The following is a 21,721-nucleotide window of genomic DNA, read 5'->3' on the forward strand; positions in this document are numbered from 1 at the left end:
TCCGCCCCGGTGTTGCCTGTCCCACAGGGGCCGCACCGAAATGGCGGGTCGGGGGCACAACACACCCTCGTGACTCGTTGTTCCGGCACGATCCCGGCGTCCGCGCAGGACGGACGCGGGCGAACGCGCGAACGACAGGAAGGAAATCCCCGTGGGGCTGTTCCGACGCAAACGCGGTACCGGCACGGACGCGCCCGATCGTAAGCAGGCCGCCGCGACGGCCGACCACCTGAGCGAATTCGCGCGCAGCCGCAAGGGTGTCGAGGCGTACATCGAACCGGTGACCACGCTGAGCGGCACGACCGTGGTGTTCATCGCCGACACGGGGGAGTGGACCCGGCGCCGGGTCGCCGACCCCGCGGCGGCGCGCTCCCTCGCGCGCAAGCTCGGCATCCCGGTGTACGAGGCGGCCCTGGTGGGTTACCCCAAGCGCATGCGCGAGTGGACCCGACGGCAGTCCGGCGGCGGTTCCTGACCCGATCCGCCGCCGCGCCGTGCGCGGGTGAGGCGCACGCCGGCGCGGTACGGCCGGTCCGGCCGGGGCGCCTGCGTGCCCCGGCCGGACCGGACCGCCGTCCGCGTCCGGGTCAGATCCGGTTGTCCGCCACGTCCTGCGCGACCTGGAGCAGCGAACGCACCGCGACGCCCGTGCCGCCCTTGGCCCGGTAGCCGCCGGCCTCGCCCTCGTGGAACGCCGGGCCCGCGATGTCCAGGTGCGCCCAGTGCACACCCTCGGCGACGAACTCCTGGAGGAAGATGCCGGCGATCAGGCCGCCACCCATCCGCGAGTTGCCCATGTTCTTCAGGTCCGCGATCGGCGAGTCCATCTGCTTGCGCATGTCGGCCGGCAGCGGCATCGGCCAGGCCTGCTCGCCCGCCCGCGTCGCCGCGTCGTACACCGCGTCGCGGAAGGTGTCGTCGTTGGCCATGATCCCGTACATGTCGTTGCCCAGGGCGACCATCATCGCGCCGGTCAGCGTGGCCACGTCGATCAGCATCTGCGGCGACTCCTCGCACGCGCGCGTGATCGCGTCGGCGAGCACCAGGCGGCCCTCGGCGTCGGTGTTCAGCACCTCGACGGTGCGACCGCCGTACATCCGCAGCACGTCGCCGGGGCGGATCGCGGTGCCGGAGGGCATGTTCTCCGCCAGCGCCAGCCAGCCGGTCACGTTGACCTCGAGGCCGAGCCGGGCCACCGCGGTGACCGCGCCCAGGACGGCCGCCGCGCCGCCCATGTCCATCTTCATCGTCTCGTTGGACCCGGCCGGCTTGAGCGAGATGCCGCCCGAGTCGTAGGTGATGCCCTTGCCGACCAGCGCGATGGTGCGCTTGGCCTTGGGGTGCGTGTAGCCCAGGCGGACCAGGCGCGGCTTGTTGGCCGAACCCTGGCCGACGCCGAGGATGCCGCCGAAGCCGCCCTTGGCGAGCGCCTTGTCGTCCAGCACCTCGACCTTGAAGCCGGCGTTCTTGCCGGTGTCCACCGCGATCGCGGCGAAGTCCTTCGGGTTCAGGTCGTTCGGCGGGGTGTTGACCAGGTCGCGGGCGTGGTTCACGCTCTCCGCGGTGATCGCGGCGCGCTCCGCGGCGGCCTTGACCGCCTTGTTGGCCTTCAGGCCGAGCAGCACGACGTCCTTGACCGCGTCCTTGCGGCCCTCGCGCGACTTCTCCCGGTAGGTCTCGAAGGAGTACGCGCCGAGCAGCACGCCCTCCCCGAACGCACCCACCGCCTCCGCACCGGCCAACGGCAGCGCCACACCGGCCTTCTTGACGCCCGCGAGCGCCCGCGCCACGGTGCCGCCCACGCGGCGCAGCGTCTCGTGCGCGAAGCCGTCGGCGGGCTGCTCGCCCAGGCCGACGACCAGCACGAGCGGGGCCTTGGCCGCGCCGAACGTCGGCACCCGGTGTAGTTCGCCCTCGGCCCCGGTGGCGTCGACGGCGGACAGGGTGGCGGTGAGCCGGCCGTCGAGCGCCGCGTCGACGCTTTCGGCGCCCTCGGCCAGGACGGCGCCGTCCTTGCCCTTGACGGCGCCGATCACGAGAACGTCGGCGCGCAGGGAAAGGGCCGCGGTGGAGCCGATACTCAGTGTGGTCACGAGTGTCCTGTCTCTCATCTCTCGGAGGTGCTGAGTGCCCGCACGATCGGTGGGGCACCGACGCGGCGATCCTTGCTCGGGATGCCTCGTCGAGCGGTGACGAGCCGTATGGAAGATACGTTCGCCCTCAGCATTTCACGCCTTCCCGGCAAACGTCTCAGCCAGTGGACAGGACCACCAGCGCGACGCAGCCGGCGGTCTCCACGACGGCGCCCAGCACATCACCGGTGATGCCGCCGAATCGGCGCGTGGTGTGCCGCAACAGCAGGGCGGCGGCGGTGAGTCCGGCGATCGCCGCGCCCAGCGCGCGCAGTGCCTCGGCCGGGTCCCGGACGAGGCCGTACAGGCCGGCGCCGGCGACCAGGACGAGCGACCAGGCGAGCAGCACGCCGCGCCCGACGGTGCCGGCGACCATCGCCCCGAGTCCGTCGGGACGTGCCGACGGTACGCCCCGGCCGCACGCGATCGACAGCGCGACCCGACCCGTGACCACCGCGAACACCAGGGCGGCTGCGGCCGATCCGCCGCCGTGCTGCCCGAGCCGACTCAGCGCGCCGATCTCGATCAGGACCAGGAAGAGCAGAGCGAGCACGCCGAACGGGCCGATGTCGGACGCCTTCATCACGCGCAGCGCGTCCGGGGCGGGCTTGGCCGAGCCCAGGCCGTCGGCGGTGTCGGCCAGGCCGTCCAGGTGCAGCCCTCGGGTGAGCAGGGCCAGGGTGGCGACGGCGAGCGCGGCGGCGGTGAACGCGCCGGTGCCGGCCCATTCGGCGAGGGCCAGGACACCCGCGGCGAGGCCGCCCAGGACCAGGCCGACGAGCGGTGCGCAGGCCATTGCGCGGCCGGCCACCGGGCGGTCCACCCGCGCCACCTCGACCGGGATCACCGACAGGATGCCGAACGCCAGGCGCAGCCCGGCCGAGGTGGTACCGGCGCTCACGGGGTGGGCTGCACCCGGGCCACCAGGTCGACGGCCGCGCGCAGCACCGGGAGCGCGAGCAGCGCGCCGACGCCCTCGCCGCCGCGGACCCGGTAGTCCAGGACCGGTTCGAGGGCGAGCCGATCCAGCGCCTTGACGTGGCCGGGCTCGGGGGTGACGTGGCCGGCCAGCCACCAGTCGGGCGCGCGGTAGGAGATCCGCTGGGCGACCAGGGCCGCTGCGGCGGTGGAGACGTCGTCGAGCAGCACCGGCGTGCGGCGGACCGAGCACTGGAGCAGGAATCCGGTCATCGCGGCGAAGTCGGCCCCGCCGCTGACGCCGAGCAGCCGCATCGGGTCGCCGAGCACGGGCCGGGCCCGGCGCAGCGCGTCGCGGATGGTGGCGCACTTGCGGATCCAGGTCGCGTCGTCGATGCCGGAGCCGCGGCCGATCACCGCCGCCGCGTCCATGCCGGTGAGCGCGCCGATCAGGACGGCCGCCGGGGTGGTGGCCGCCGCGCCCAGGGAGCCCAGGAGCAGTACGTCGGCGCCGGAGTCGATCTCGGCGTCGGCGATCTCGGTCCCGACCCGAAACGCCGCCTCGGCCTCGCCGGGAGCGAGCGCGTCCGCGCTGTCCAGCGCGCCGGAACCGCGCCGGATCCGGTGGCGCGCGATCGGCTCGGGGAAGGCGTCGGGCTCGGTGTCGACGGCGATGTCGACGACCCGGATCGGCGTGTCGAGCGCGGCGGCGAACGTGGCCGCGGGCGTGGTGCCGGCGAGGGTGGCCCGCACCTCGCGCGCGGTCCAGCCGGGCGGGCGGACCGACACCCCGTGCGCGACTACGCCGTGGTCGGCGGCGAACAGCACCACGCGGGGGGCGCCGATGGGCGCGGTGGTCTTGCCGCCCCGGATCGAGGCGTACCGGATCGCGAGCTCTTCGAGTCGGCCGTACGCGCTCGGGGCGCCCGCGAGGTCTGCCAGGTGTGTACGGACGCGTGCGCGGGCGTCGTCGTCCGGGCGCTCCACCTGTGCGGCCAGGGAGTCGAGGTCGATTGTCACCTGGTCAGGGTAGTTGTCGTCGGCGCGGTGGTTGCGCTTCGGTGGGCTCGGGTCGGTTTACCCACCCGCTCCACCCGTTGCGTTGCGCCCGAAGCCTGCGGTCATACGGCGCAGGGGCCCACCGATCCCGCCCCACAAGCCCGCTCGGGGCCGTTGCGAGTCCTCACGAAGCCCCGGCCGCGGTCCCGCTTCCGCCCGCCCGCTTGCCCGCTCGCCCGCCTGCCCGCCCGTTTGCCGGCTTGCCCGCTCGCCCGCCTGCCCGCCCGCTTGCCGGCTTGCTCGCCTGCCCGCCTGCTCGCCTGCTCGCCTGCCCGCCTGCCCGCCTGCCCGCCTGCCCCCTCGCTCGCTTCGCGGGTCTCCGCGGTTGGCGTCAGGAGGCGGCGTGTTCGGCTTGGCTCGGGAGGGTGCGCAACGTGAGGACCTGACCCGCCACGACCAGCAGGACCTCGTCGGATTCCGCCGCGATCGTCGCGTTGAGGCGGCCCAGTTCGTCGCGGAATCGGCGGCCGGCGGGGGTTGCCGGCACCACCCCGCTGCCCACCTCGTTGCTCACCCCGACCACGGGGACGCGGCACGCCCGCCACGCGGCGGCCAGCGCCGCGACGTCGGCCCGCACCGCCTCGCGCGCGCCGCCGTCCGCCCACGCGTCGTCGTCCCACGCGCCGTGCGCGTCCATCACCGCGGTCAGCCACAACGACAGGCAGTCCACCAAGAGCGGCCGACGCGCCTTCGTGAGCAGCGCGGTCAGCTCCACCGTCTCGGCGGTGCCCCAGGTGTCCGGTCGGCGATCACGATGCAGCGCGACTCGCTCGGCCCACTCCGGATCGCCCTCCCGGGTGCCACCGGTCGCCACGTAGAGCACGTCCGGACAGGCCGCCAGGCGCCGTTCGGCCTCCGCCGACTTGCCCGAGCGGGCCCCGCCCAGGACGAGGGTGCGATGCGGACGCGGCCTCGGCGAGGGGTCGGCGCCGACTCGCACCACACCGCCGTCCGGCACCGCGCGAGCGCCCCACGCGGCCAACCGGCGGTGCAACTCCTCGCCCGGCGGCGACTCGTGCGACAGGTGGATCGCCAGCACGTCGGTGTCCTCGGTGACCGCGCCGTCGCGACGCAGCGTGGCCAGCCGCTCCGGCCACGACACCACGTCGAGCAACACCACGTCGTAGTGCCCGCCCTCGCGCGTCCAGGCCCGGCCGGCCTCGGCCTCCGGCGGCAGCGTCGAGGGCGGCACGTACAGCAGCCGCGTGCCGTCGGCTCCGATGACCTCGTAGGCGACTCGCCCGGGAGTCCCGCCGGGCAACACCCGTATTCGCCGACCGTCCACCTCGAACGTGTCACCCGCCGCGACCCGTCGCCACCGCGGCCCGCCCGCCGAGGGCGCCGGCAACCAGGCCGGCGGCGCGGACGGCGCGGCCACCTCGTCGAGCCCCGCCGCGGGCAGCCAGGCCAGCGGCGCGGCCTCGGCCGGACCGCTCAGCAACAACCGTCGCACCCCGGTCAGCGGGTATCCGGCCCGCGCGGCGGCGTGCGCGGGCTCCGGCCCGCAGTCGAGCAGCAGCGTGCCGTCGAGCAGCACGCACGCGGGTCCGCGCACCGCCGGTCCGGTGCACCCCAGGCACGAGGCACACGTGCAGAACGGCTGGGGCCAGCCCTTGGGACCGGCCGTGCCGAGCAGCGTCAGCTCCATGGGTGTCGTCGAGCTCCTGGCTATGAGGTGGGTGGGCTTGATCTACTGTGCAGGTCTTTTGACGGTCCGAGATCCGAGATGAGGAGCCCGACATGTCGTGGGTGTGGCGGTATGAGGACGCGGACGGTGCCCCCGTCGAGGGCCCGGAGGCCGAGGACTTCACCAACCAGTCGGACGCCGAGAGCTGGCTCGGCGAGACCTGGAAGGACCTGCTCGCGGCGGGCATCGAGCAGGTGAGCCTGCTGGAGGACGACGCCGTCGTCTACGAACACATGAGTCTGCGCGCGGCCGAGGGCTGACCCCGCGCGGCGGACCGCGCCGATCGCACACGCCGGAGGGCGCGGCCAGGGCCGCGCCCTCCGGCGGTTCGGCTACGGACGCGTGCTCGGGCTCAGGGTGAGCGCCGGGTCGCGGTTGACCACCGGGTCGAGGATCACGTCGATCTTGGTCAGCAGGCTCTCGTCCAGCCGGACACCCGCCGCCTTGACGTTCTCCCGCACCTGCTCCGGGCGGGACGCGCCGATGATCGCGGCCGACACGTTCGGGTTCTGCAGGACCCACGCGACGGCGAGCTGGGCGAGCGAGAGACCGACCTCGTCGGCCAGCGGGCGCAGCTGCTGGACACGGGTGAGCACGTCGTCCGTGAGCATCCGCGAGACGAAGTCCTGGCCGCCCTTGTCGTCGGTGGCGCGCGACCCGGCCGGCGGCGGCTGCCCCGGCAGATACTTGCCGGTGAGCACGCCCTGCGCGATCGGCGACCAGACGATCTGGCCGAGCCCCAGCTCCTCCGAGGCCGGCACCACCTCGGCCTCGATCACCCGCCACAACATCGAGTATTGCGGCTGGTTCGAGACCAGCGGCACCCGCAACTCGCGGGCGAGTTCGGCGGCGGCGCGGATCTGCTCGGCGGTCCACTCGGAGACCCCGATGTACAGCGCCTTGCCGGCGCGGACCACGTCGGCGAAGGCCAGCATGGTCTCTTCCAGCGGCGTCGCGTAGTCGAAGCGATGGGCCTGGTACAGGTCCACGTAGTCGGTGCCCAGGCGCGACAACGACCCGTCGATCGCCTCGAGGATGTGCTTGCGCGACAGACCCCGGTCGTTGCGACCGGGACCGGTGGGCCAGTAGACCTTGGTGAAGATCTCCAGGCCCTCGCGGCGCTCGCCCTTCAGCGCCCGGCCGAGCACCGATTCCGCGCGCGTCTCCGCGTACACGTCGGCGGTGTCGAAGGTGGTGATGCCACAGTCGAGCGCGGCCCGCACACACGCGAGTGCCGCGTCCTCCTCCACCTGGGAGCCGTGGGTGAGCCAGTTGCCGTAGGCGATCTCACTGATGACGAGACCGCTGCGGCCGAGGTGTCGGAAGTCCATGCGAACACCCTATGTCGGACACCCGCGCGACGATCTTCCGCATCACCGGACACACCCGTCCCATGACGGAACACCGGGCCCCTCCGACGACGTCCCGCCCCCCGAAGCCCGGGCGCGTCCTAGCGCACGGTCTTTTCGGCGACCAGGTGCAGGACCGGCGCGATCAGGCGGTACGGGTCGCGGCGCGACGCGTCCTCCTCGCAGGCGAGCAGGTTCGTCCACGCCTTCTGGCCGCGCGGCGGCTCGGCGTCGTCGGGCTGGAGGCCGCTGAAGACGCCCACGCCGTACCAGTCCAGGACCGGCGCGCCCAGGTCCGCGAGCACCGTGCACAGCCCGTCGACGGTGTCCGCGCGCAGCGTGCCGCCGGCCGGGTTGGGGTACGTGGTCGCGGACAGGCCCTTGAGCGTCGCGGTCCACTGGGCCGCGGCACCGGCGCGCATCGCCAGCGAGCCGGCGTTGCGCGAGGTGACCGAGATCAGCCCGCCCTGCGTCATCATCCGGGCCAGCGCGGCGAGCATGCCGTCGGGCTCTGGCTGGGCCTCCAGCACGTCGTGGCAGATGGCCAGGTCGAAGCTGCCCGGCGGGAAGTGCCGGCCGGCCTCGGCGCCGTCGCCCTCGACCAGCCGCATCCGCCCCTGCACGTCGGCCGACTCCCGAGCCAGGTCCTCGTGCAGTGTCGTGAGCACGTCGGTGTCGGTGTTCACCGAGGTGACGATGTGTCCCGCACGGGCGAGCAGGATGCCGGGCGAGGCCGGCCCGCAGCCGACGTCGAGCACCCGCAGCGGACCGCGGTCGCGCAGGCTCGTCATGTGCTCGGCCAGTTGGCGGGCCACCAACTCGCGGCGGACCTGCGTGTGCAGGTCGCCGCTCAGCCCGGTGATCGTCGTCATGCGACCTTCTCGCCTCGTTTGACCTGCGGTTTGGGCAACCGCAGCCGACGGAGCTGGAGACAGCGCATCAGCGCGTACGGGGTGACGCCCTTGAGGTTCTCCTTCGGGAACTTCGCCCGCAACGCCTTCTTCAGGCCCACGTTGACCCGGACCGAGTCGAGGATGATCAGCAGGATCACCGCGATCCACAGGAAGAGCGAGAAGTTCTTGATCGCGAGGCTGGGCAGGATGCTCAGGATCAGGATGATCACGGCCGAGGGCAGGAAGAACTCGCCGACCGTGTAGCGCGCGTCGACGTAGTCGCGGGCGAACCGGCGCAGCGGCCCCCGGTCGCGGGCCGGCAGCGCCCGCTCGTCGCCGGTGAGCAGCGCCTGGCGCTGCGTCTCGCGCTCCTCGCGCATCCGCAGCCGGGCCTGCCTGCGCGCCGCCTTGGGGTCCTTGGGGACGGACACCTTGGTCTTGCGGTTGGCCTGCGCCTCGGAGCGCTTGGGCGTGGGGCGGCCCTTCGGGGCCTGGGGGTCCCGGACGGCCGACTCGCCCTGGAGACGCTCCAGGGACTGCTCGGCGGTCTCGGGCTCTGCGTGGGAACGTCGTCGGAACACGGTCAAAGCCTACGTGTTCGAGGGGCGGGAGATTTCAACGCTCCCCGAATCGGGCACGAGGACGATCCGGAACTCTCGCGGGCGGGAACACGTCAAGTGAGGCAAAGCCCTGCTGCCACAAGGTCGCTTGGGCATTTAGGCTTCAGGGAGCAGCACGGGTTGCCTACGAAGGGGGCACGCGAGGCCCATGAGCGGTGTAATGAAGCGAATGGCGATGATCTTCCGCGCGAAGGCCAACAAGGCCCTCGACAAGGCCGAGGATCCACGCGAGATGCTCGATTACTCGTACCAGAAGCAGCTCGAACTGCTGCAGAAGGTGCGCAGGGGTGTGGCCGATGTGGCGACCTCCCGCAAGCGGCTCGAATTGCAGATGACCGGTCTGCAGCAGCAGTCGGGCAAGCTCGAGGACCAGGGCCGCAAGGCGCTGGCGCTCGGTCGCGAGGATCTGGCCCGCGAGGCGCTGATGCGCCGCTCGGGTGTGCAGCAGCAGATCTCGGACCTCGGTACCCAACACCAGAACCTCCAGGCGGAGGAGGAGAAGCTCGTCCTGGCCTCGCAGCGACTGCAGGCCAAGGTCGACGCCTTCCGCACCCGCAAGGAGACGATCAAGGCGACGTACACGGCCGCCGAGGCCCAGGCGCGGATCGGTGGCGCGGTCGCCGGCATCTCCGAGGAGATGGGCGACGTCGGGCTCGCGATCCAGCGGGCCGAGGACAAGACCGCGCAGATGCAGGCCCGTGCGGGCGCGATCGACGAGCTGCTCGCCTCGGGCGCGCTCGACGACCCGACCGGGATGGCGAAGGACGACATCACCGCCGAGCTGGAGCGTTTGTCCAGCACGTCGGATGTGGAACTGGAGCTGGAGCGGATGAAGGCCGAGTTGTCCGGAGGCACCCCGCCGCCGGCGATCGGCCCGGGTCAGCCCCGGCCGCGGTTCGACAAGCAGGGAGAAGGCACATGATCGTGCGGATCGTGGGTGAGGGCCAGCTCGACGTCGCGGAGGAGCATCTCGATGTGCTCAACCGGCTCGACAACGAGCTTCAGGCCGCGATCGAGGGTGGCGACGACGCCGCCTTTCGCGCGGGGCTGACGGCGCTTTTGTCCAGGGTCCGCGAACTCGGCGCCCCGGTGCCGGACGACGAGATCGTGCCCTCCGACCTGCTGCTGCCGGCGGAGGACGCGCATGTGGACGAGGTCAGGAAGATGTTGAGTACGGACGGCCTGATCCCGGGCTGACCGAACCATCGCTCTTCCGTGCTGCGTGTGGGCGGTGTGCCCCGGGGTTTCCGGGACACACCGCTCGCTCACGTGGGTACACCGCCCGCGCCCGCCCGGCGACGATCCGCCGTCGGGGCCCGCGGTGGCGGGCGCCTAGGGCAGGGCCAGCATGCGGTCCAGCGCGACCTTGGCGAACTTCTCGGTCTCCGCGTCCACCCGGATGCGGTTGACCACGGTGCCCTCGACCAGCGACTCCAGGGCCCAGACCAGGTGCGGCAGGTCGATCCGGTTCATCGTCGAGCAAAAGCACACCGTCTTGTCGAGGAAGACGACCTGCTTGTCCGGATGCGCCGCGGCGACCCGGCGGACCAGGTTCAGCTCGGTGCCGATCGCCCACGCGGACCCCGGCTCGGCGGCGTCCAGCGTGTTGATGATGTATTCGGTCGAGCCCACGTGATCGGCGGCGGTGACCACCTCGTGCCGGCACTCCGGGTGGACCAGCACGTTGACCCCGGGGACGCGTTCGCGCACCTCCTCGACGGAGCTCACGTCGAACCGGCCGTGCACCGAGCAGTGCCCGCGCCACAGGATCATCTTCGCCGCCCGCAGCTGCTCGACGGTGAGGCCGCCGTTCGGCTTGTGCGGGTTGTACAGCACGCAGTCGTCCAGGCTCAGCCCCAGCTCCAGGACGGCGGTGTTGCGGCCGAGGTGCTGGTCGGGCAGGAACAGCACCTTCTCGCCCTGCTCGAAGGCCCAGTCCAGGGCCCTCTTGGCGTTGGACGACGTGCATATCGTGCCGCCGTTGCGGCCGGTGAACGCCTTGATGTCGGCCGAGGAGTTCATGTACGAGACCGGCACGGTCACGTCCGCGATGCCCGCCTCGGCGAGCACGTCCCAGCACTCCTCGACCTGCTCCGAGGTGGCCATGTCGGCCATCGAGCAGCCCGCGGCCAGGTCCGGCAGGATCACCTGCTGCTCGTCGGAGGTGAGGATGTCCGCGCTCTCGGCCATGAAGTGCACACCGCAGAAGACGATGTACGGCGCGTCGGGTCGGGCCGCCGCCTCGCGCGCGAGCTTGAACGAGTCGCCGGTCACGTCGGCGAACTCGATCACCTCGTCGCGCTGGTAGTGGTGACCCAGGATGAAGACCTTGTCGCCGAGCTTCTCCTTGGCCGCGCGTGCCCGCGCCACCAGGTTCGGGTCGGAGGGCGAGGGAAGGTCGCCGGGACACTCGACGCCGCGTTCGCTGCGCGCGTCGGCGGCGCGCCCGAGCATCAGCAGGGCGAGCGGCGTCGGCCGCACCCCCGGCGGCAGGTCCAGATCGTGTGTCGCGGTCACTGCGCGCACCTCTTTTCGTCTACTTGACATTAATCATCTTATCCTGTTCATGTCAGGTTGACGAGAGTGGGGGTGTGCGACCATGAGTAAAACGCGAGGGCCCGAAGCATGATGTGGGAATAGGGCCGAGCCACCATCGGTTGCCGACGGTGGAAGTGGCGTACGAATGTCGAACCACCACGTGGGAGCTTGCAGATGACTGTCCAGGACGAGACCACCAAGACCGGTGGCATCCTCCTCAGCGATGAGGCGGCGGCCAAGGTCAAGACTCTGCTGGAGCAAGAGGGTCGCGACGATCTCGCGCTGCGCGTGGCCGTCCAGCCCGGCGGTTGTTCCGGCATGCGGTACCAGCTGTTCTTCGACGAGCGCTCGCTCGACGGCGATGTCGTGGCCGACTTCAACGGTGTCTCCGTGGTCACCGACCGGATGAGCTCGCCCTACCTGAGCGGTGCCACCATCGACTTCGTCGACACCATCGAGAAGCAGGGCTTCACGATCGACAACCCGAACGCGGCCGGTTCCTGCGCGTGCGGCGACTCGTTCCACTGATCCTGTCGGGACACGTCCCGAACCACGACGCCGCGTCGGCCCGCAGGGGCCGGCGCGGCGTCGTCGTGTGTGGGTCCGGGGCGGGTGCGGTCAGCCGGCGGTGAAGGGATTGCCGCCAGGGGTGACGGTCGCGCCGGTCTCGGCGTCGACGAGCCGGCGGGCGCCCAGCGGTGTGGGAAGCATCACGTCGGCTTTGTTCTCGACGGCCATGTCGGTGCATACGTCGCCGGTCCGGGTGACCTCCACCCGCACGGCCACCGCGTCGGCCGTGTCGCTCGCGACCACCAGGCGGTCGCTCTCGCACTGGCCGCCCCACAACCACGCGGTCAGGGCGCGGCCGTCGGGGGCCAGCGTGTAGCGGCTGAAGCGGGTGTTCGGCTGGGCCGGGTGATAGGTGTGCGGAGCGGCCCCGGGCAGCACGGGGGAGGACGTCGAGGTGTCGGGGCCCGCGCCGTTGTCGGCGGCGGGCGCGCCGGGTCGGGCCTGGGCGGGGTCGCTCGGGGAAGCGGGCGGAGCGCCGCTCGCCGCGCCGCCGGGGGCGACCGGTTCGGTCTGCGCCGGTGCGCTCGGGTCGGCGGCGCTCGAACGGGGTGATCCCTTGTCGCCGTCGCCCTGCAGCGCCCAGGCACCGCCGCCGATGCCGAGCACCCCGACGATCGCCAGGACGGTGATCAACGGGCGCCGGCGCGCGGTGGGTTCGGGTCGGATGCGGTCATCGGGCTCGCCGTGGATACGCATGACCCTCGGACGCGCCCGCCGCCGGGGCGGTTCCCGCGGTGGGGCGGCCCGGGACGGTCAGTCGCCGTACTCGGACATGCCCGCCACGAGGGTCGCGCCGTGCGCGGGCACGTCGGTGGCGGGGGCGTGCGAGCCGGCGGGCGCCGCCTTGGCCGGCGTGCGCTCCGGGCCGGGCGTGGTCCACGACGCATCGATGTGACGGCAGTCGCCGCGCAGGTCGTCGAGCGTCTCGGGCTCGGCCTGGGACGGCATCGCGGGCATCACGGGCATCGGGGACATTCCCTGACTCCTCGACTTGACTGATCATCGGGTGTTTTCCAGCCTAGTTCGCACGGAGCGTGACGGCACGATGTACCGATGGGTAGTTTGCGAAGGTCACCGGAGCGAGGTGGGTTAATGTGTGTGGGTTTCCCTCCACCCCCTTCCTCGTTCGCACCGTTGCTCGCCGTACTCCACAGGAGAGACGTGCCATGCGTATTGCCGTGACCGGATCGATCGCCACCGATCACCTGATGACGTTCCCGGGTCGCTTCGCCGACCAGCTCGTCTCGGACAAGTTGCACGTGGTCTCGCTTTCCTTCCTCGTCGACAGGCTGGACATCCGACGCGGCGGAGTGGCGCCGAACATCTGCTTCGGCATGGGCTGCCTGGGGTTGTCGCCGATCCTGGTCGGCGCCGCCGGCGCGGACTTCGTCGACTACCGTTCGTGGTTGGACCGACACCAGGTGGACACCGAGTCGGTGCACATCTCGCAGACCCACCACACCGCCCGGTTCGTCTGCACCACCGACGAGGAGCACAACCAGATCGCCTCCTTCTATACGGGGGCGATGAGCGAGGCGCGGGAGATCGAACTGCGCCCGGTGGCCGATCGGGTCGGCGGCCTGGACCTGGTCGTGATCGGCGCCAACGACCCCGAGGCGATGTTGCGCCACAGCGACGAGTGCCGCGAGCGCGGCTACCCGTTCGCGGCCGACCCCTCGCAGCAGTTGGCGCGGATGGACGGGGAGGACATCCGCCGGCTCATCGAGGGCGCCGCTTACCTGCTCACCAACGAGTACGAGAGCGCGCTGATCGTGCAAAAGACGGGATGGTCCGAGGCGGACATCCTGAAGAAGGTCGGCGTACGGGTGACCACTCTCGGCCCCGGCGGCGCCCGGGTGGAGCAGGCCGACGCGGACCCGATCGTGGTGACCTGCCCGGCCGAGGAGGCCAAGGTCGACCCGACGGGCGTCGGCGACGCGTTCCGCGCCGGCTTCCTGTCCGCCATCTCGTGGGGCCTGTCCCTGGAGCGCGCTGCGCAGGTCGGCAACATGCTCGCCACCCTGGTCATCGAGACGGTGGGCACCCAGGAATACTCGCTGCGCCGCGCGCCGTTCCTGACCCGGCTCGCCGGGGCGTACGGCGACGCGGCCGCGGCCGAGGTCGCGGAGCACCTGCCGCTCTGACGTGAGGACGACTCTCGGGTGCCGGTCGGGCCGAAGCGGCCCGACCGGCGCCCGAGGTCGTCGCGGCGCGGATCAGCAACGGCGCCGGACCACGTACGCGCTGCCGCGCTCGCGGGGTTCGGCGCGGACGAACTCGTGGCCGGTCATCTCGCACCAGGCCGGGATGTCCAGCGCCGACGCCTCGTCGTCGGAGAGCACGGTCACCGCCGCGCCCTCCTCGACGTCGAGGATGCGCTTGGCCAGTTCGATCACCGGGATCGGACAGCGCCGGCCCAGCGCGTCGACCACCACACCCTCCTCGGCGCCGACCGCGGCCGGCGCCGCCGGCGGTTGCGCGACCACCGTGCGCAGCCGGGCGACCAGGCCCGGCAGCAGCGCCAGGAAACGGTCCACCTCGGCCTCGGCCGTGCCGCGCGGCAGCGAGACGCGGATGTTGCCCTGGGACAACACGCCCATCGCCTCCAGGACATGACTGGGCGTCAGCGTCGAGGACGTGCACGAGGACCCCGAGGACACCGCGAACCCCGCCCGGTCCAACTCGGCCAGCAGCGCCTCGCCGTCGACGTACAGGCAGGAGAACGTGACGATGTGCGGGAGTCGCTCGACCGGGTCGCCGACCACCTCGACGTCGGGCACCGTCTCGCGGACCCGGGCCCGGATCCGGTCGATCAGCCCGGACAGGCGCGCGTCCTCCTCGGCCGACTCGGTGCTCGCCGCGCCCAGCGCGACCGCGGCCGCCACGATCGCCGGCACGTTCTCGAAGCCGGGCACGCGCCGCGCCTCGCGCTCGTCGTAGGGCAGCGCCGACACGTAGCGGGTGCCCTTGCGCACCACGAGCAGGCCGACCCCGGCCGGGCCGCCCCACTTGTGCGCGCTCGCGGTCAACACCGACCACCCGTCCGGGACCGGCATTCGGCCCACCGACTGCGCGGCGTCCACGAGCAGCGGCACGCCCGCCGCCCGACACGCCGTCACCACCTCGGCGATCGGCTGTACCGTGCCCACCTCGTGGTTGGCGCTCTGCACACACGCGAGTGCGGTGTCCGAACGAAGCGCGGACGCGAACGCCGACACGTCGAGGCGGCCCGTACGGTCCACCCCCGTCCGGGTGATTTCCGCGGTCGTTCCGCGCTGCTCCGAACGGGCCGCGTGAGCGTCCGCGGTGTGCAGTACAGAGGAGTGTTCGACCGCGCCGAGCACCAGATGGGCACCCACCCGGCGGCGTCCGGCCAGCACGCCGAGCATGCCCAACTGGACCGCCTGTGTCCCGGATGTGGTGAATGACACTTCATCAGGTCGGGTGCCGAGCACGGACGCCACGGTCTCCCGCGCGGCGTCGAGCAGCATCCGCGCCCGTCGACCGTCGTGATAACCGCGCGCGGGGTCGCCCCAGCCCTCGTCGAGCGTGCTCAGGAACGCCGCTTTCGCGGCCGGGTGCAGTGGTTCGGTGGAGGCCGCGTCGAAATACGCCATGGGTCGGACCGTAGCCAATATCCGAATCCCGGACGCGTTCGGGCTGTTCGCCCGAACGGACGCACCGTCACATCAACCCGGCCCGCCACACCAGACCTCCGCGCGCGACCCGAATAGGGCTGGAGTAGGGTTTGGCCCGCAGAAACATCCATACCTGTCCGCGCAACGGGTCGCCAGGGAAGAAAAGTTCCCCACCCCGACTCGCGCGCGGGCGAGACATTCGGGAAGGCGCTACGTGAGTCCCTACGGCTCCGACCGCTCGCCGCGGCGCTGGATGCGGCGCAGGGTGCCGCAGCTGCTGGCTCTGGGCCTCGTCACCGCGACCGCCACCGGCTGCTCCGTCGATTCCAAGGACCTGCCGAGACTCGGCCTGCCCAACCCTGTCACCGAGCAGGGTCCGCGAGTCCTGTCGCTCTGGCAGGGCGCCTGGATTGCAGCGCTGATCGTCGGGGCCGTGGTGTGGGGGCTCATCCTGTGGAGCGTCGCGTTCCACCGCCGGTCGCGCACCAAGATCGAGATCCCGCCGCAGACGCGATACAACCTCCCCATCGAGGTTTTGTACACGGTCATCCCCGGCATCATGATCGCGGTCTTCTTCTACTTCACCGCGCGTGACGAGACCAAGCTCGAAGAGCTCTCCAAGAACCCCGACAACGTGATCAACGTGGTCGGTGTGCAGTGGAGCTGGTCCTTCAACTACAAGGGCGACCCGGCCGACGGCACGGTCGACGTCTACGAGCAGGGCACGCCCGGCAAGAAGCCGACGCTCTACCTGCCCGTCAAGGAGTCGATCCGGTTCGATCTCACGTCGCCGGACGTCATCCACTCGTTCTGGGTCCCGAACTTCCTGTACAAGAAGGACATCATCCCGGGCCGCACGAACAAGTTCGAGGTCGTTCCGACCAAGAAGGGCACCTACGGCGGCAAGTGCGCCGAACTGTGCGGTGTGGACCACTCGCGCATGCTCTTCGACGTGAAGATCGTGGACAAGGCCGACTACGTCCAGCACCTCAAGGAGCTGGCCGCGAAGGGCCAGACCGGCGAGCTGCGCAGCAAGATCAACGAGCCGGCCCCCGTTGACGCGCACGGGAAGAAGTGACGAGTGACAATCCTCAGTGAGCCACAGACCGTGGCCCCGGACGGGCCGCCCCCGATCCGCCGGAAGCAGCCCGGGAACATCGTCGTCAAGTGGATGACGACCACTGACCACAAGACGATCGGGTCGATGTACCTGATCACCTCCTTCGTCTTCTTCTGCATCGGTGGTGTGCTCGCGCTGCTCATGCGCGCGGAGCTGGCTCGCCCCGGCACGCAGTTCATGTCGAACGAGCAGTTCAACCAGTCGTTCACGATGCACGGCACGATCATGCTGCTGATGTTCGCGACGCCGCTGTTCGCCGGCTTCACGAACTGGATCATGCCGCTGCAGATCGGCGCCCCCGACGTGGCGTTCCCGCGCCTGAACATGTTCGCCTACTGGCTGTACCTGTTCGGCTCGATCATCGCGGTGGCCGGCTTCATCACCCCGCAGGGTGCCGCCGACTTCGGGTGGTTCGCGTACGCGCCGCTGTCGGACGCGGTGCGTTCGCCGGGCATCGGCGGCGACATGTGGATCATGGGTCTGGCGATGTCGGGCTTCGGCACCATCCTCGGTGCCGTCAACTTCATCACCACGATCATCTGCATGCGCGCGCCCGGTCTGACGATGTTCCGCATGTCGATCTTCTGCTGGAACGTCCTGCTGACCTCGGTCCTGGTCCTGATGGCGTTCCCGGTGCTGGCCGCAGCGCTGTTCGCGCTGGAGGCGGACCGCAAGTTCGGCACACACGTCTTCGATCCGGCCAACGGCGGACCGATCCTGTGGCAGCACCTCTTCTGGTTCTTCGGCCATCCCGAGGTGTACATCATCGCGCTGCCGTTCTTCGGCATCGTCTCGGAGATCATCCCGGTCTTCGCGCGCAAGCCGATGTTCGGTTACAAGAGCCTGATCGCCGCGACGATCTCGATCGCGGGTCTGTCGGTCACCGTGTGGGCGCACCACATGTTCCCGACCGGCGCGGTCATGCTGCCGTTCTTCTCCTTCATGACGTTCCTCATCGCCGTACCGACCGGCGTGAAGTTCTTCAACTGGATCGGCACCATGTGGCGCGGCTCGTTGTCCTTCGAGACACCGATGTTGTGGACCGTCGGCTTCCTGGTCACCTTCGCCTTCGGTGGCCTCACCGGCGTCATCCTCGCCTCGCCGCCGCTGGACTTCCACGTCTCCGACACCTACTTCGTGGTGGCGCACTTCCACTACGTGGTGTTCGGCACCGTGGTGTTCGCGATGTTCGCGGGCTTCCACTTCTGGTGGCCCAAGTTCACCGGCAAGATGCTCGACGAGCGGCTGGGCAAGATCACCTTCTGGACGTTGTTCATCGGCTTCCACACCACGTTCCTGGTGCAGCACTGGCTGGGTGCCGAGGGCATGGCCCGTCGGTACGCGGACTACCTGGACTCGGAAGGCTTCACCACGCTGAACACGATCTCGACCCTGGGCTCGTTCCTGCTGGGTCTGTCGATCCTGCCGTTCTTCTACAACATCTGGAAGACGCACAAGTACGGCAAGAAGATCACCGTGGACGACCCGTGGGGCTACGGCCGTTCGCTGGAGTGGGCGACCTCCTGCCCGCCGCCGCGGCACAACTTCACGAGCATTCCGCGGATCCGTTCCGAGGCGCCCGCCTTCGACCTCCACCACCCGGAGATCGCCGCGCTGGAGTACCTCACCGACGAGCGTTCCGAGGCATCGCCCGAGCTGGCGAAGGGAGCCGAGAAGTGAAGTTCAACGGTGTCCTGTTCGCCGTCCTGGCCGTGTTCCTGCTGCCCGTGACGATCGTCTACTGGGTGCTCTCCGAGGACCCGACCGGTACCACCGCGTTGTCGCTGACCTTCGGTCTCGCGCTGATGATCGGGTTCTACCTGATCTTCACCGCGCGGCGGATGGACCTGCTCGCGCAGGACAACGAAGAGGGCGAGATCGCCGACGACGCCGGCGAGTTGGGCTTCTTCGCCCCGCACAGCTGGCAGCCGCTGATGCTCGCGCTCGGTTCGGCGCTGCTGTTCCTGGGCGTCATCTTCGGGTGGTGGCTGGCGATGTTCGCCGCGCCGATCGTCGCGATCGGCGTCTTCGGCTGGGTCTTCGAGTTCTACCGGGGCGCCGACCAGCGCTACTAGGACCGCCGCCGCGGGCCACCGGTTCGCAACCAACGCAATACGGTTTCGCCACAAGGCCGATCATCCGAAAGGGTGGTCGGCCTTGTGTGATATCTACAAGGGACTCCCACACCCTCGAATGTCACCGATGTGTGACTGTTCGCCGGTTGTAGCAACCTCGACGGGGGGTCGATGCGTCAAATGGGCGCAAGGGAGTACCAGGACGAGGGAGGGACACGCGTGCCCCGGATACACGGAGCATCGCGCACGGGGGCAGCGGGCGGCGGCATACGCCTCTTCGCGGGACTCATGGTGGCGCCGCTCATATTCATCGCAGGCTGCTCGTCCGACGGCGGCAAGACCGAACCCGGCGGCTCCGGAGGTACTTCCGGCGGCACGGGGGGCGGAACGAACAAGAAGGTCGCGGCCGGTCCGGCGACCATCGCGATCACTCCCGCCGACGGCACCAAGAGCGTGGAGACCGACGGCGTCCTCAAGGTCGACGCGACCGGGGGCAAGCTCACGTCGGTGGTGGTGACCGACGCCAAGGGCAAGACCGTGGACGGGCAGATCAGCCCCGACGGCATCGGCTGGAAGCCGACCGCGCCGCTGGCCAACGGCGGGGCCTACACGGTGGCCGCCAAGGCCGCCAACGCGGACGGCGCCGAGGTCACCGCGCAGAGCAAGTTCAACACCAAGTCCGCCGACGACACCTTCGTGGCCGACTTCAACGTCGACCCCGACAGCACCTGGGGCGTCGGCGCCATCATCTCGCTGAAGTTCAACGCGCCGATCAAGGACAAGGCCGCGATCGAGCGCAACCTCAAGGTGGTCAGCGAGCCCGCGGTGCAGGGCTCGTGGTCCTGGCTCAAGGACCTCGACGGCAACGACCGGATCGACTACCGCCCGGAGAAGTACTGGGCGAGCGGTACGAAGGTCAACCTCAAGGCCAACCTGACCGGCGCCAAGGCGGCGCCGGGGGTCTACGGCAAGCAGACCAAGGACATCAAGTTCACCATCGGCCGCTCGCTGGTGGCGACCGCGGACCTGAAGTCCAAGCACATGTCGGTGAAGAAGGACGGCGCCGAGGTGGAGGACCTGCCGATCTCGGCCGGCGGGCCCAACTACCCGACCTGGGGCGGCACGATGGTCGTGCTCGACAAGGTCGACGGCATCACGATGGACTCCGAGACGGTCGGTCTCGGCGACGCCTACAACATGAAGAACGTGCGGCACGCGGTACACCTGACCGCGTCCGGGACGTACGCGCACGGCGCGCCGTGGAACGAGGGCAAGTTCGGGCGGCAGAACGACAGCCACGGCTGCATCGGGCTCAGCGCCTCCAACGCGAAGACCTTCTTCGACCTGGTCAACCAGGGTGACCCGGTGGAGGTCGTGAACAGCACCGACAAGACCGTCAAGGCCGGCAACGGGCTCGGCGGCTGGAACGTGGACTGGGCGACCTGGGTCAAGGGCAGCGCGCTCGGCGGCGCCGGTTCGCCGGCGGCTCCCGCCGCTCCGGCCGCGTAGGGCGCGGGATCCGAGGAAGACGAGAACAGCGGACCGGGCCCGTGATCGGGCCCGACACGGTAGGGCGAACCGCCCGATCGCGCGATCCGACCGGTGGTCGGAATCAGGCGATCGGGCGGTTTGTCTGATTATCCGAATGAATTGGGACCATCCCGGCCACTCTCGATGCGGCAACCGCGCGTGCTCCGCGCTCGCCCCGCACGGCTGGAGGTCTTGCATGATGCGGAATGGAGCTGTTCGCCCCCGGTGGCTCTGCGCGGCCCTCGTGTCGGCGATTCCCCTGGTGTTCGTCGCCGGCTGCGGGACCTGGGACAAGCACCGCGATGTCGACAAGCCCCGCCCCGACGCGGGCGTCGCCCAGGTGGCGGTGGACGTGCGGCCGGACCGACCCGCGCAGCCGGGCCGGCCGATCGTGGTCAGCGTGCGCGAGGGCCGGTTGTACGCGGTGAACCTGGTCGGCCCCGACGGCAGGGCGGTGCCCGGGGGCAACGCGCCCGGCGACGCGACCTGGTCCAACTCCGAGCCGCTGGGCTACGCCACCAAATACACGCTCACTGCGTCCGCGGTGGACGCCTTCGGGCACACCACGACGCGTACCGAGGACTTCACCACCATCGCCCGGGACGCCGAGTTGACGGTGGACACGGTGACGCCGGACGCCGACTCGACGGTGGGCGTCGGCATGCCGATCACCGTCACGTTCCACGGGCCGGTCACCGATCCCGCGCAGCGCGCCGAGGTGGAGCGGCACCTGGAGGTGTCCACTTCCGCGCCGGTCGAGGGCGCCTGGGGCTGGGTGGACGACAAGACGGTGCGTTATCGGCCCAGGGCGTACTGGCCGGTCGGCACGAAGGTGGCGGTGCTCACCAGCCTGCTCGGCGTCGACTTCGGGCACGGCGTGTACGGCGGTCCCGGCGGGCGGGTCGGCTTCGACATCGGCGATTCGGTGATCGCCACGGTGGACTCCGGGGCGCACACGATGACGGTCAGGCGCAACGGCACCGACCTCAAGACCGTCCCGGTGACCACCGGCAAGCCCGGCTTCACCACCCGCTCCGGCACCAAGGTCGTGCTCGGCAAGGCGCCGCACGTGCTGATGGACGGCACCACGGTCGGCATCTCGGCGGACAGCAGCGACGGCTACCGGCTCGACGTGGAGTGGGCCACCCGGGTGACCTGGAGCGGCGAGTTCGTGCACGCCGCGCCGTGGTCGGTGGGCTCGCAGGGCAGCGCCAACGTGAGCCACGGGTGTGTGGGGATGAGCACCGACAACGCCAAGTGGTTCTACGACCAGGTCAAGATCGGCGACGTGGTCACCGTGGTGAACACGGGCGATCCCAAGGCGATGGAGCCGATCGGCAACGGCTACGGCGAGTGGAACCTGGACTGGCCGGACTGGTTGGCCAGGAGCGTCGTGGGAGCGGGCACGACCCGGCCGCTGTGAGGGCGATGTCGGTGCCTGTGCCGCCAACCGTGACCTCCGGGGCCGCGTCGGCCCGCGGGGCGGCCGGGAAGGGCCCTGTACGGCCGACTGCGGGGCGAACGACGAAGGGCCCCACCGGATTCCCCGGTGGGGCCCTTCGTCGTTCCTGCGCGTCCTACGGGTCGTGCCG

Annotated in this window: 22 protein-coding genes; 11 read left to right on the forward strand and 11 right to left on the reverse strand. The window is 70.7% G+C overall.

Features of this window, described 5'->3' with window-relative positions; translation table 11 throughout:
- Nucleotides 1-151: 151 nt before the first annotated feature.
- Nucleotides 152-475, forward strand: coding sequence for a hypothetical protein (locus ACFXKZ_RS46630; RefSeq protein WP_380012508.1), 324 nt, complete (start codon nt 152-154; stop codon nt 473-475).
- 112 nt (nt 476-587) lie between these two features.
- Here the strand turns inward: ACFXKZ_RS46630 and ACFXKZ_RS46635 are convergent, their stop codons facing one another.
- The 4 genes from ACFXKZ_RS46635 to ACFXKZ_RS46650 all read right to left on the reverse strand — a co-directional run bounded on the left by ACFXKZ_RS46635 (nt 588) and on the right by ACFXKZ_RS46650 (nt 5,757).
- Nucleotides 588-2,093 (reverse strand): leucyl aminopeptidase, encoded by a 1,506-nt coding sequence (locus tag ACFXKZ_RS46635; protein ID WP_380012511.1) that lies wholly within the window; start codon nt 2,091-2,093, stop codon nt 588-590.
- A gap of 157 nt (nt 2,094-2,250) precedes the next feature.
- Complete coding sequence (locus tag ACFXKZ_RS46640; protein ID WP_380012514.1) at nt 2,251-3,033, reverse strand: adenosylcobinamide-GDP ribazoletransferase; 783 nt, start codon at nt 3,031-3,033, stop codon at nt 2,251-2,253.
- Entirely contained in the window at nt 3,030-4,070 is a 1,041-nt protein-coding gene (locus ACFXKZ_RS46645; protein WP_380012517.1) for a nicotinate-nucleotide--dimethylbenzimidazole phosphoribosyltransferase, read from the reverse strand. Before ACFXKZ_RS46645 ends, ACFXKZ_RS46640 begins: the two co-directional genes overlap by 4 nt.
- A gap of 370 nt (nt 4,071-4,440) precedes the next feature.
- Nucleotides 4,441-5,757, reverse strand: a complete 1,317-nt coding sequence (locus tag ACFXKZ_RS46650; protein WP_380012520.1) for a bifunctional adenosylcobinamide kinase/adenosylcobinamide-phosphate guanylyltransferase — start codon at nt 5,755-5,757, stop codon at nt 4,441-4,443.
- Between the two features lie 92 nt (nt 5,758-5,849).
- On the opposite strand from ACFXKZ_RS46650, the gene ACFXKZ_RS46655 reads away from it, so the two are divergent.
- Nucleotides 5,850-6,056, forward strand: coding sequence for a hypothetical protein (locus ACFXKZ_RS46655; RefSeq protein WP_078977518.1), 207 nt, complete (start codon nt 5,850-5,852; stop codon nt 6,054-6,056).
- 72 nt (nt 6,057-6,128) lie between these two features.
- Here the strand turns inward: ACFXKZ_RS46655 and ACFXKZ_RS46660 are convergent, their stop codons facing one another.
- The 3 genes from ACFXKZ_RS46660 to ACFXKZ_RS46670 form a co-directional block, all read right to left on the reverse strand.
- Nucleotides 6,129-7,127, reverse strand: a complete 999-nt coding sequence (locus ACFXKZ_RS46660) for an aldo/keto reductase family protein (RefSeq protein WP_380012523.1) — start codon at nt 7,125-7,127, stop codon at nt 6,129-6,131.
- A gap of 119 nt (nt 7,128-7,246) precedes the next feature.
- A complete protein-coding gene (locus tag ACFXKZ_RS46665) occupies nt 7,247-8,017 on the reverse strand; it encodes a class I SAM-dependent methyltransferase (RefSeq protein WP_380012526.1) in 771 nt (256 codons plus the stop codon).
- Nucleotides 8,014-8,619 (reverse strand): DUF3043 domain-containing protein, encoded by a 606-nt coding sequence (locus ACFXKZ_RS46670; protein WP_380012529.1) that lies wholly within the window; start codon nt 8,617-8,619, stop codon nt 8,014-8,016. The genes ACFXKZ_RS46665 and ACFXKZ_RS46670 overlap by 4 nt, the downstream gene beginning before the upstream one ends.
- 187 nt (nt 8,620-8,806) lie before the next feature.
- Between ACFXKZ_RS46670 and ACFXKZ_RS46675 the strand changes: the two genes are divergently transcribed.
- Nucleotides 8,807-9,580 (forward strand): PspA/IM30 family protein, encoded by a 774-nt coding sequence (locus tag ACFXKZ_RS46675; protein WP_078977522.1) that lies wholly within the window; start codon nt 8,807-8,809, stop codon nt 9,578-9,580.
- Entirely contained in the window at nt 9,577-9,855 is a 279-nt protein-coding gene (locus ACFXKZ_RS46680) for a hypothetical protein (protein ID WP_380012532.1), read from the forward strand. The genes ACFXKZ_RS46675 and ACFXKZ_RS46680 overlap by 4 nt, the downstream gene beginning before the upstream one ends.
- Nucleotides 9,856-9,990: 135 nt before the next feature.
- On the opposite strand, the gene nadA is transcribed toward ACFXKZ_RS46680, so the two are convergent.
- Nucleotides 9,991-11,205: a quinolinate synthase NadA gene (gene nadA, locus ACFXKZ_RS46685; protein ID WP_380012535.1), complete on the reverse strand. Its 1,215-nt coding sequence runs from the start codon at nt 11,203-11,205 to the stop codon at nt 9,991-9,993.
- A gap of 165 nt (nt 11,206-11,370) precedes the next feature.
- Here nadA and ACFXKZ_RS46690 point away from each other — a divergent pair, with 165 nt between their 5' ends.
- Nucleotides 11,371-11,724: an iron-sulfur cluster assembly accessory protein gene (locus ACFXKZ_RS46690; RefSeq protein WP_020553010.1), complete on the forward strand. Its 354-nt coding sequence runs from the start codon at nt 11,371-11,373 to the stop codon at nt 11,722-11,724.
- A gap of 90 nt (nt 11,725-11,814) precedes the next feature.
- Here ACFXKZ_RS46690 and ACFXKZ_RS46695 read toward each other — a convergent pair whose 3' ends face one another.
- The gene (locus tag ACFXKZ_RS46695; protein ID WP_380012538.1) at nt 11,815-12,462 is read right to left on the reverse strand and encodes a hypothetical protein; all 648 of its coding nucleotides are present in this window, start codon (nt 12,460-12,462) and stop codon (nt 11,815-11,817) included.
- 57 nt (nt 12,463-12,519) lie between these two features.
- Nucleotides 12,520-12,741: a hypothetical protein gene (locus ACFXKZ_RS46700; protein WP_078977526.1), complete on the reverse strand. Its 222-nt coding sequence runs from the start codon at nt 12,739-12,741 to the stop codon at nt 12,520-12,522.
- 191 nt (nt 12,742-12,932) lie between these two features.
- Here ACFXKZ_RS46700 and ACFXKZ_RS46705 point away from each other — a divergent pair, with 191 nt between their 5' ends.
- Complete coding sequence (locus ACFXKZ_RS46705) at nt 12,933-13,910, forward strand: carbohydrate kinase family protein (RefSeq protein WP_380012541.1); 978 nt, start codon at nt 12,933-12,935, stop codon at nt 13,908-13,910.
- Nucleotides 13,911-13,982: 72 nt separating this feature from the next.
- On the opposite strand, the gene ACFXKZ_RS46710 is transcribed toward ACFXKZ_RS46705, so the two are convergent.
- Nucleotides 13,983-15,383 carry a cysteine desulfurase/sulfurtransferase TusA family protein gene (locus ACFXKZ_RS46710; protein ID WP_380012544.1) on the reverse strand — a complete coding sequence of 467 codons (1,401 nt, stop codon included), beginning with the start codon at nt 15,381-15,383 and terminating at the stop codon, nt 13,983-13,985.
- A 235-nt stretch (nt 15,384-15,618) separates the two neighbouring features.
- On the opposite strand from ACFXKZ_RS46710, the gene coxB reads away from it, so the two are divergent.
- From coxB to ACFXKZ_RS46735, 5 genes are all read left to right on the forward strand, one after another.
- Nucleotides 15,619-16,482 (forward strand): cytochrome c oxidase subunit II, encoded by an 864-nt coding sequence (coxB, locus tag ACFXKZ_RS46715; RefSeq protein WP_380012547.1) that lies wholly within the window; start codon nt 15,619-15,621, stop codon nt 16,480-16,482.
- Nucleotides 16,483-16,485: 3 nt separating this feature from the next.
- On the forward strand, nt 16,486-18,204 hold the full coding sequence (gene ctaD, locus ACFXKZ_RS46720) for a cytochrome c oxidase subunit I (protein ID WP_380012550.1): 1,719 nt from the start codon (nt 16,486-16,488) through the stop codon (nt 18,202-18,204).
- Entirely contained in the window at nt 18,201-18,599 is a 399-nt protein-coding gene (locus ACFXKZ_RS46725; protein ID WP_078977531.1) for a cytochrome c oxidase subunit 4, read from the forward strand. The genes ctaD and ACFXKZ_RS46725 overlap by 4 nt, the downstream gene beginning before the upstream one ends.
- A gap of 219 nt (nt 18,600-18,818) precedes the next feature.
- Nucleotides 18,819-20,108 (forward strand): Ig-like domain-containing protein, encoded by a 1,290-nt coding sequence (locus ACFXKZ_RS46730; RefSeq protein WP_380012553.1) that lies wholly within the window; start codon nt 18,819-18,821, stop codon nt 20,106-20,108.
- 265 nt (nt 20,109-20,373) lie between these two features.
- Nucleotides 20,374-21,552, forward strand: coding sequence for an Ig-like domain-containing protein (locus ACFXKZ_RS46735; protein ID WP_380012556.1), 1,179 nt, complete (start codon nt 20,374-20,376; stop codon nt 21,550-21,552).
- Nucleotides 21,553-21,721: the final 169 nt, after the last annotated feature.

The organism is Embleya sp. NPDC059237 (genome assembly GCF_042754105.1).
Lineage (GTDB): Bacteria > Actinomycetota > Actinomycetes > Streptomycetales > Streptomycetaceae > Embleya.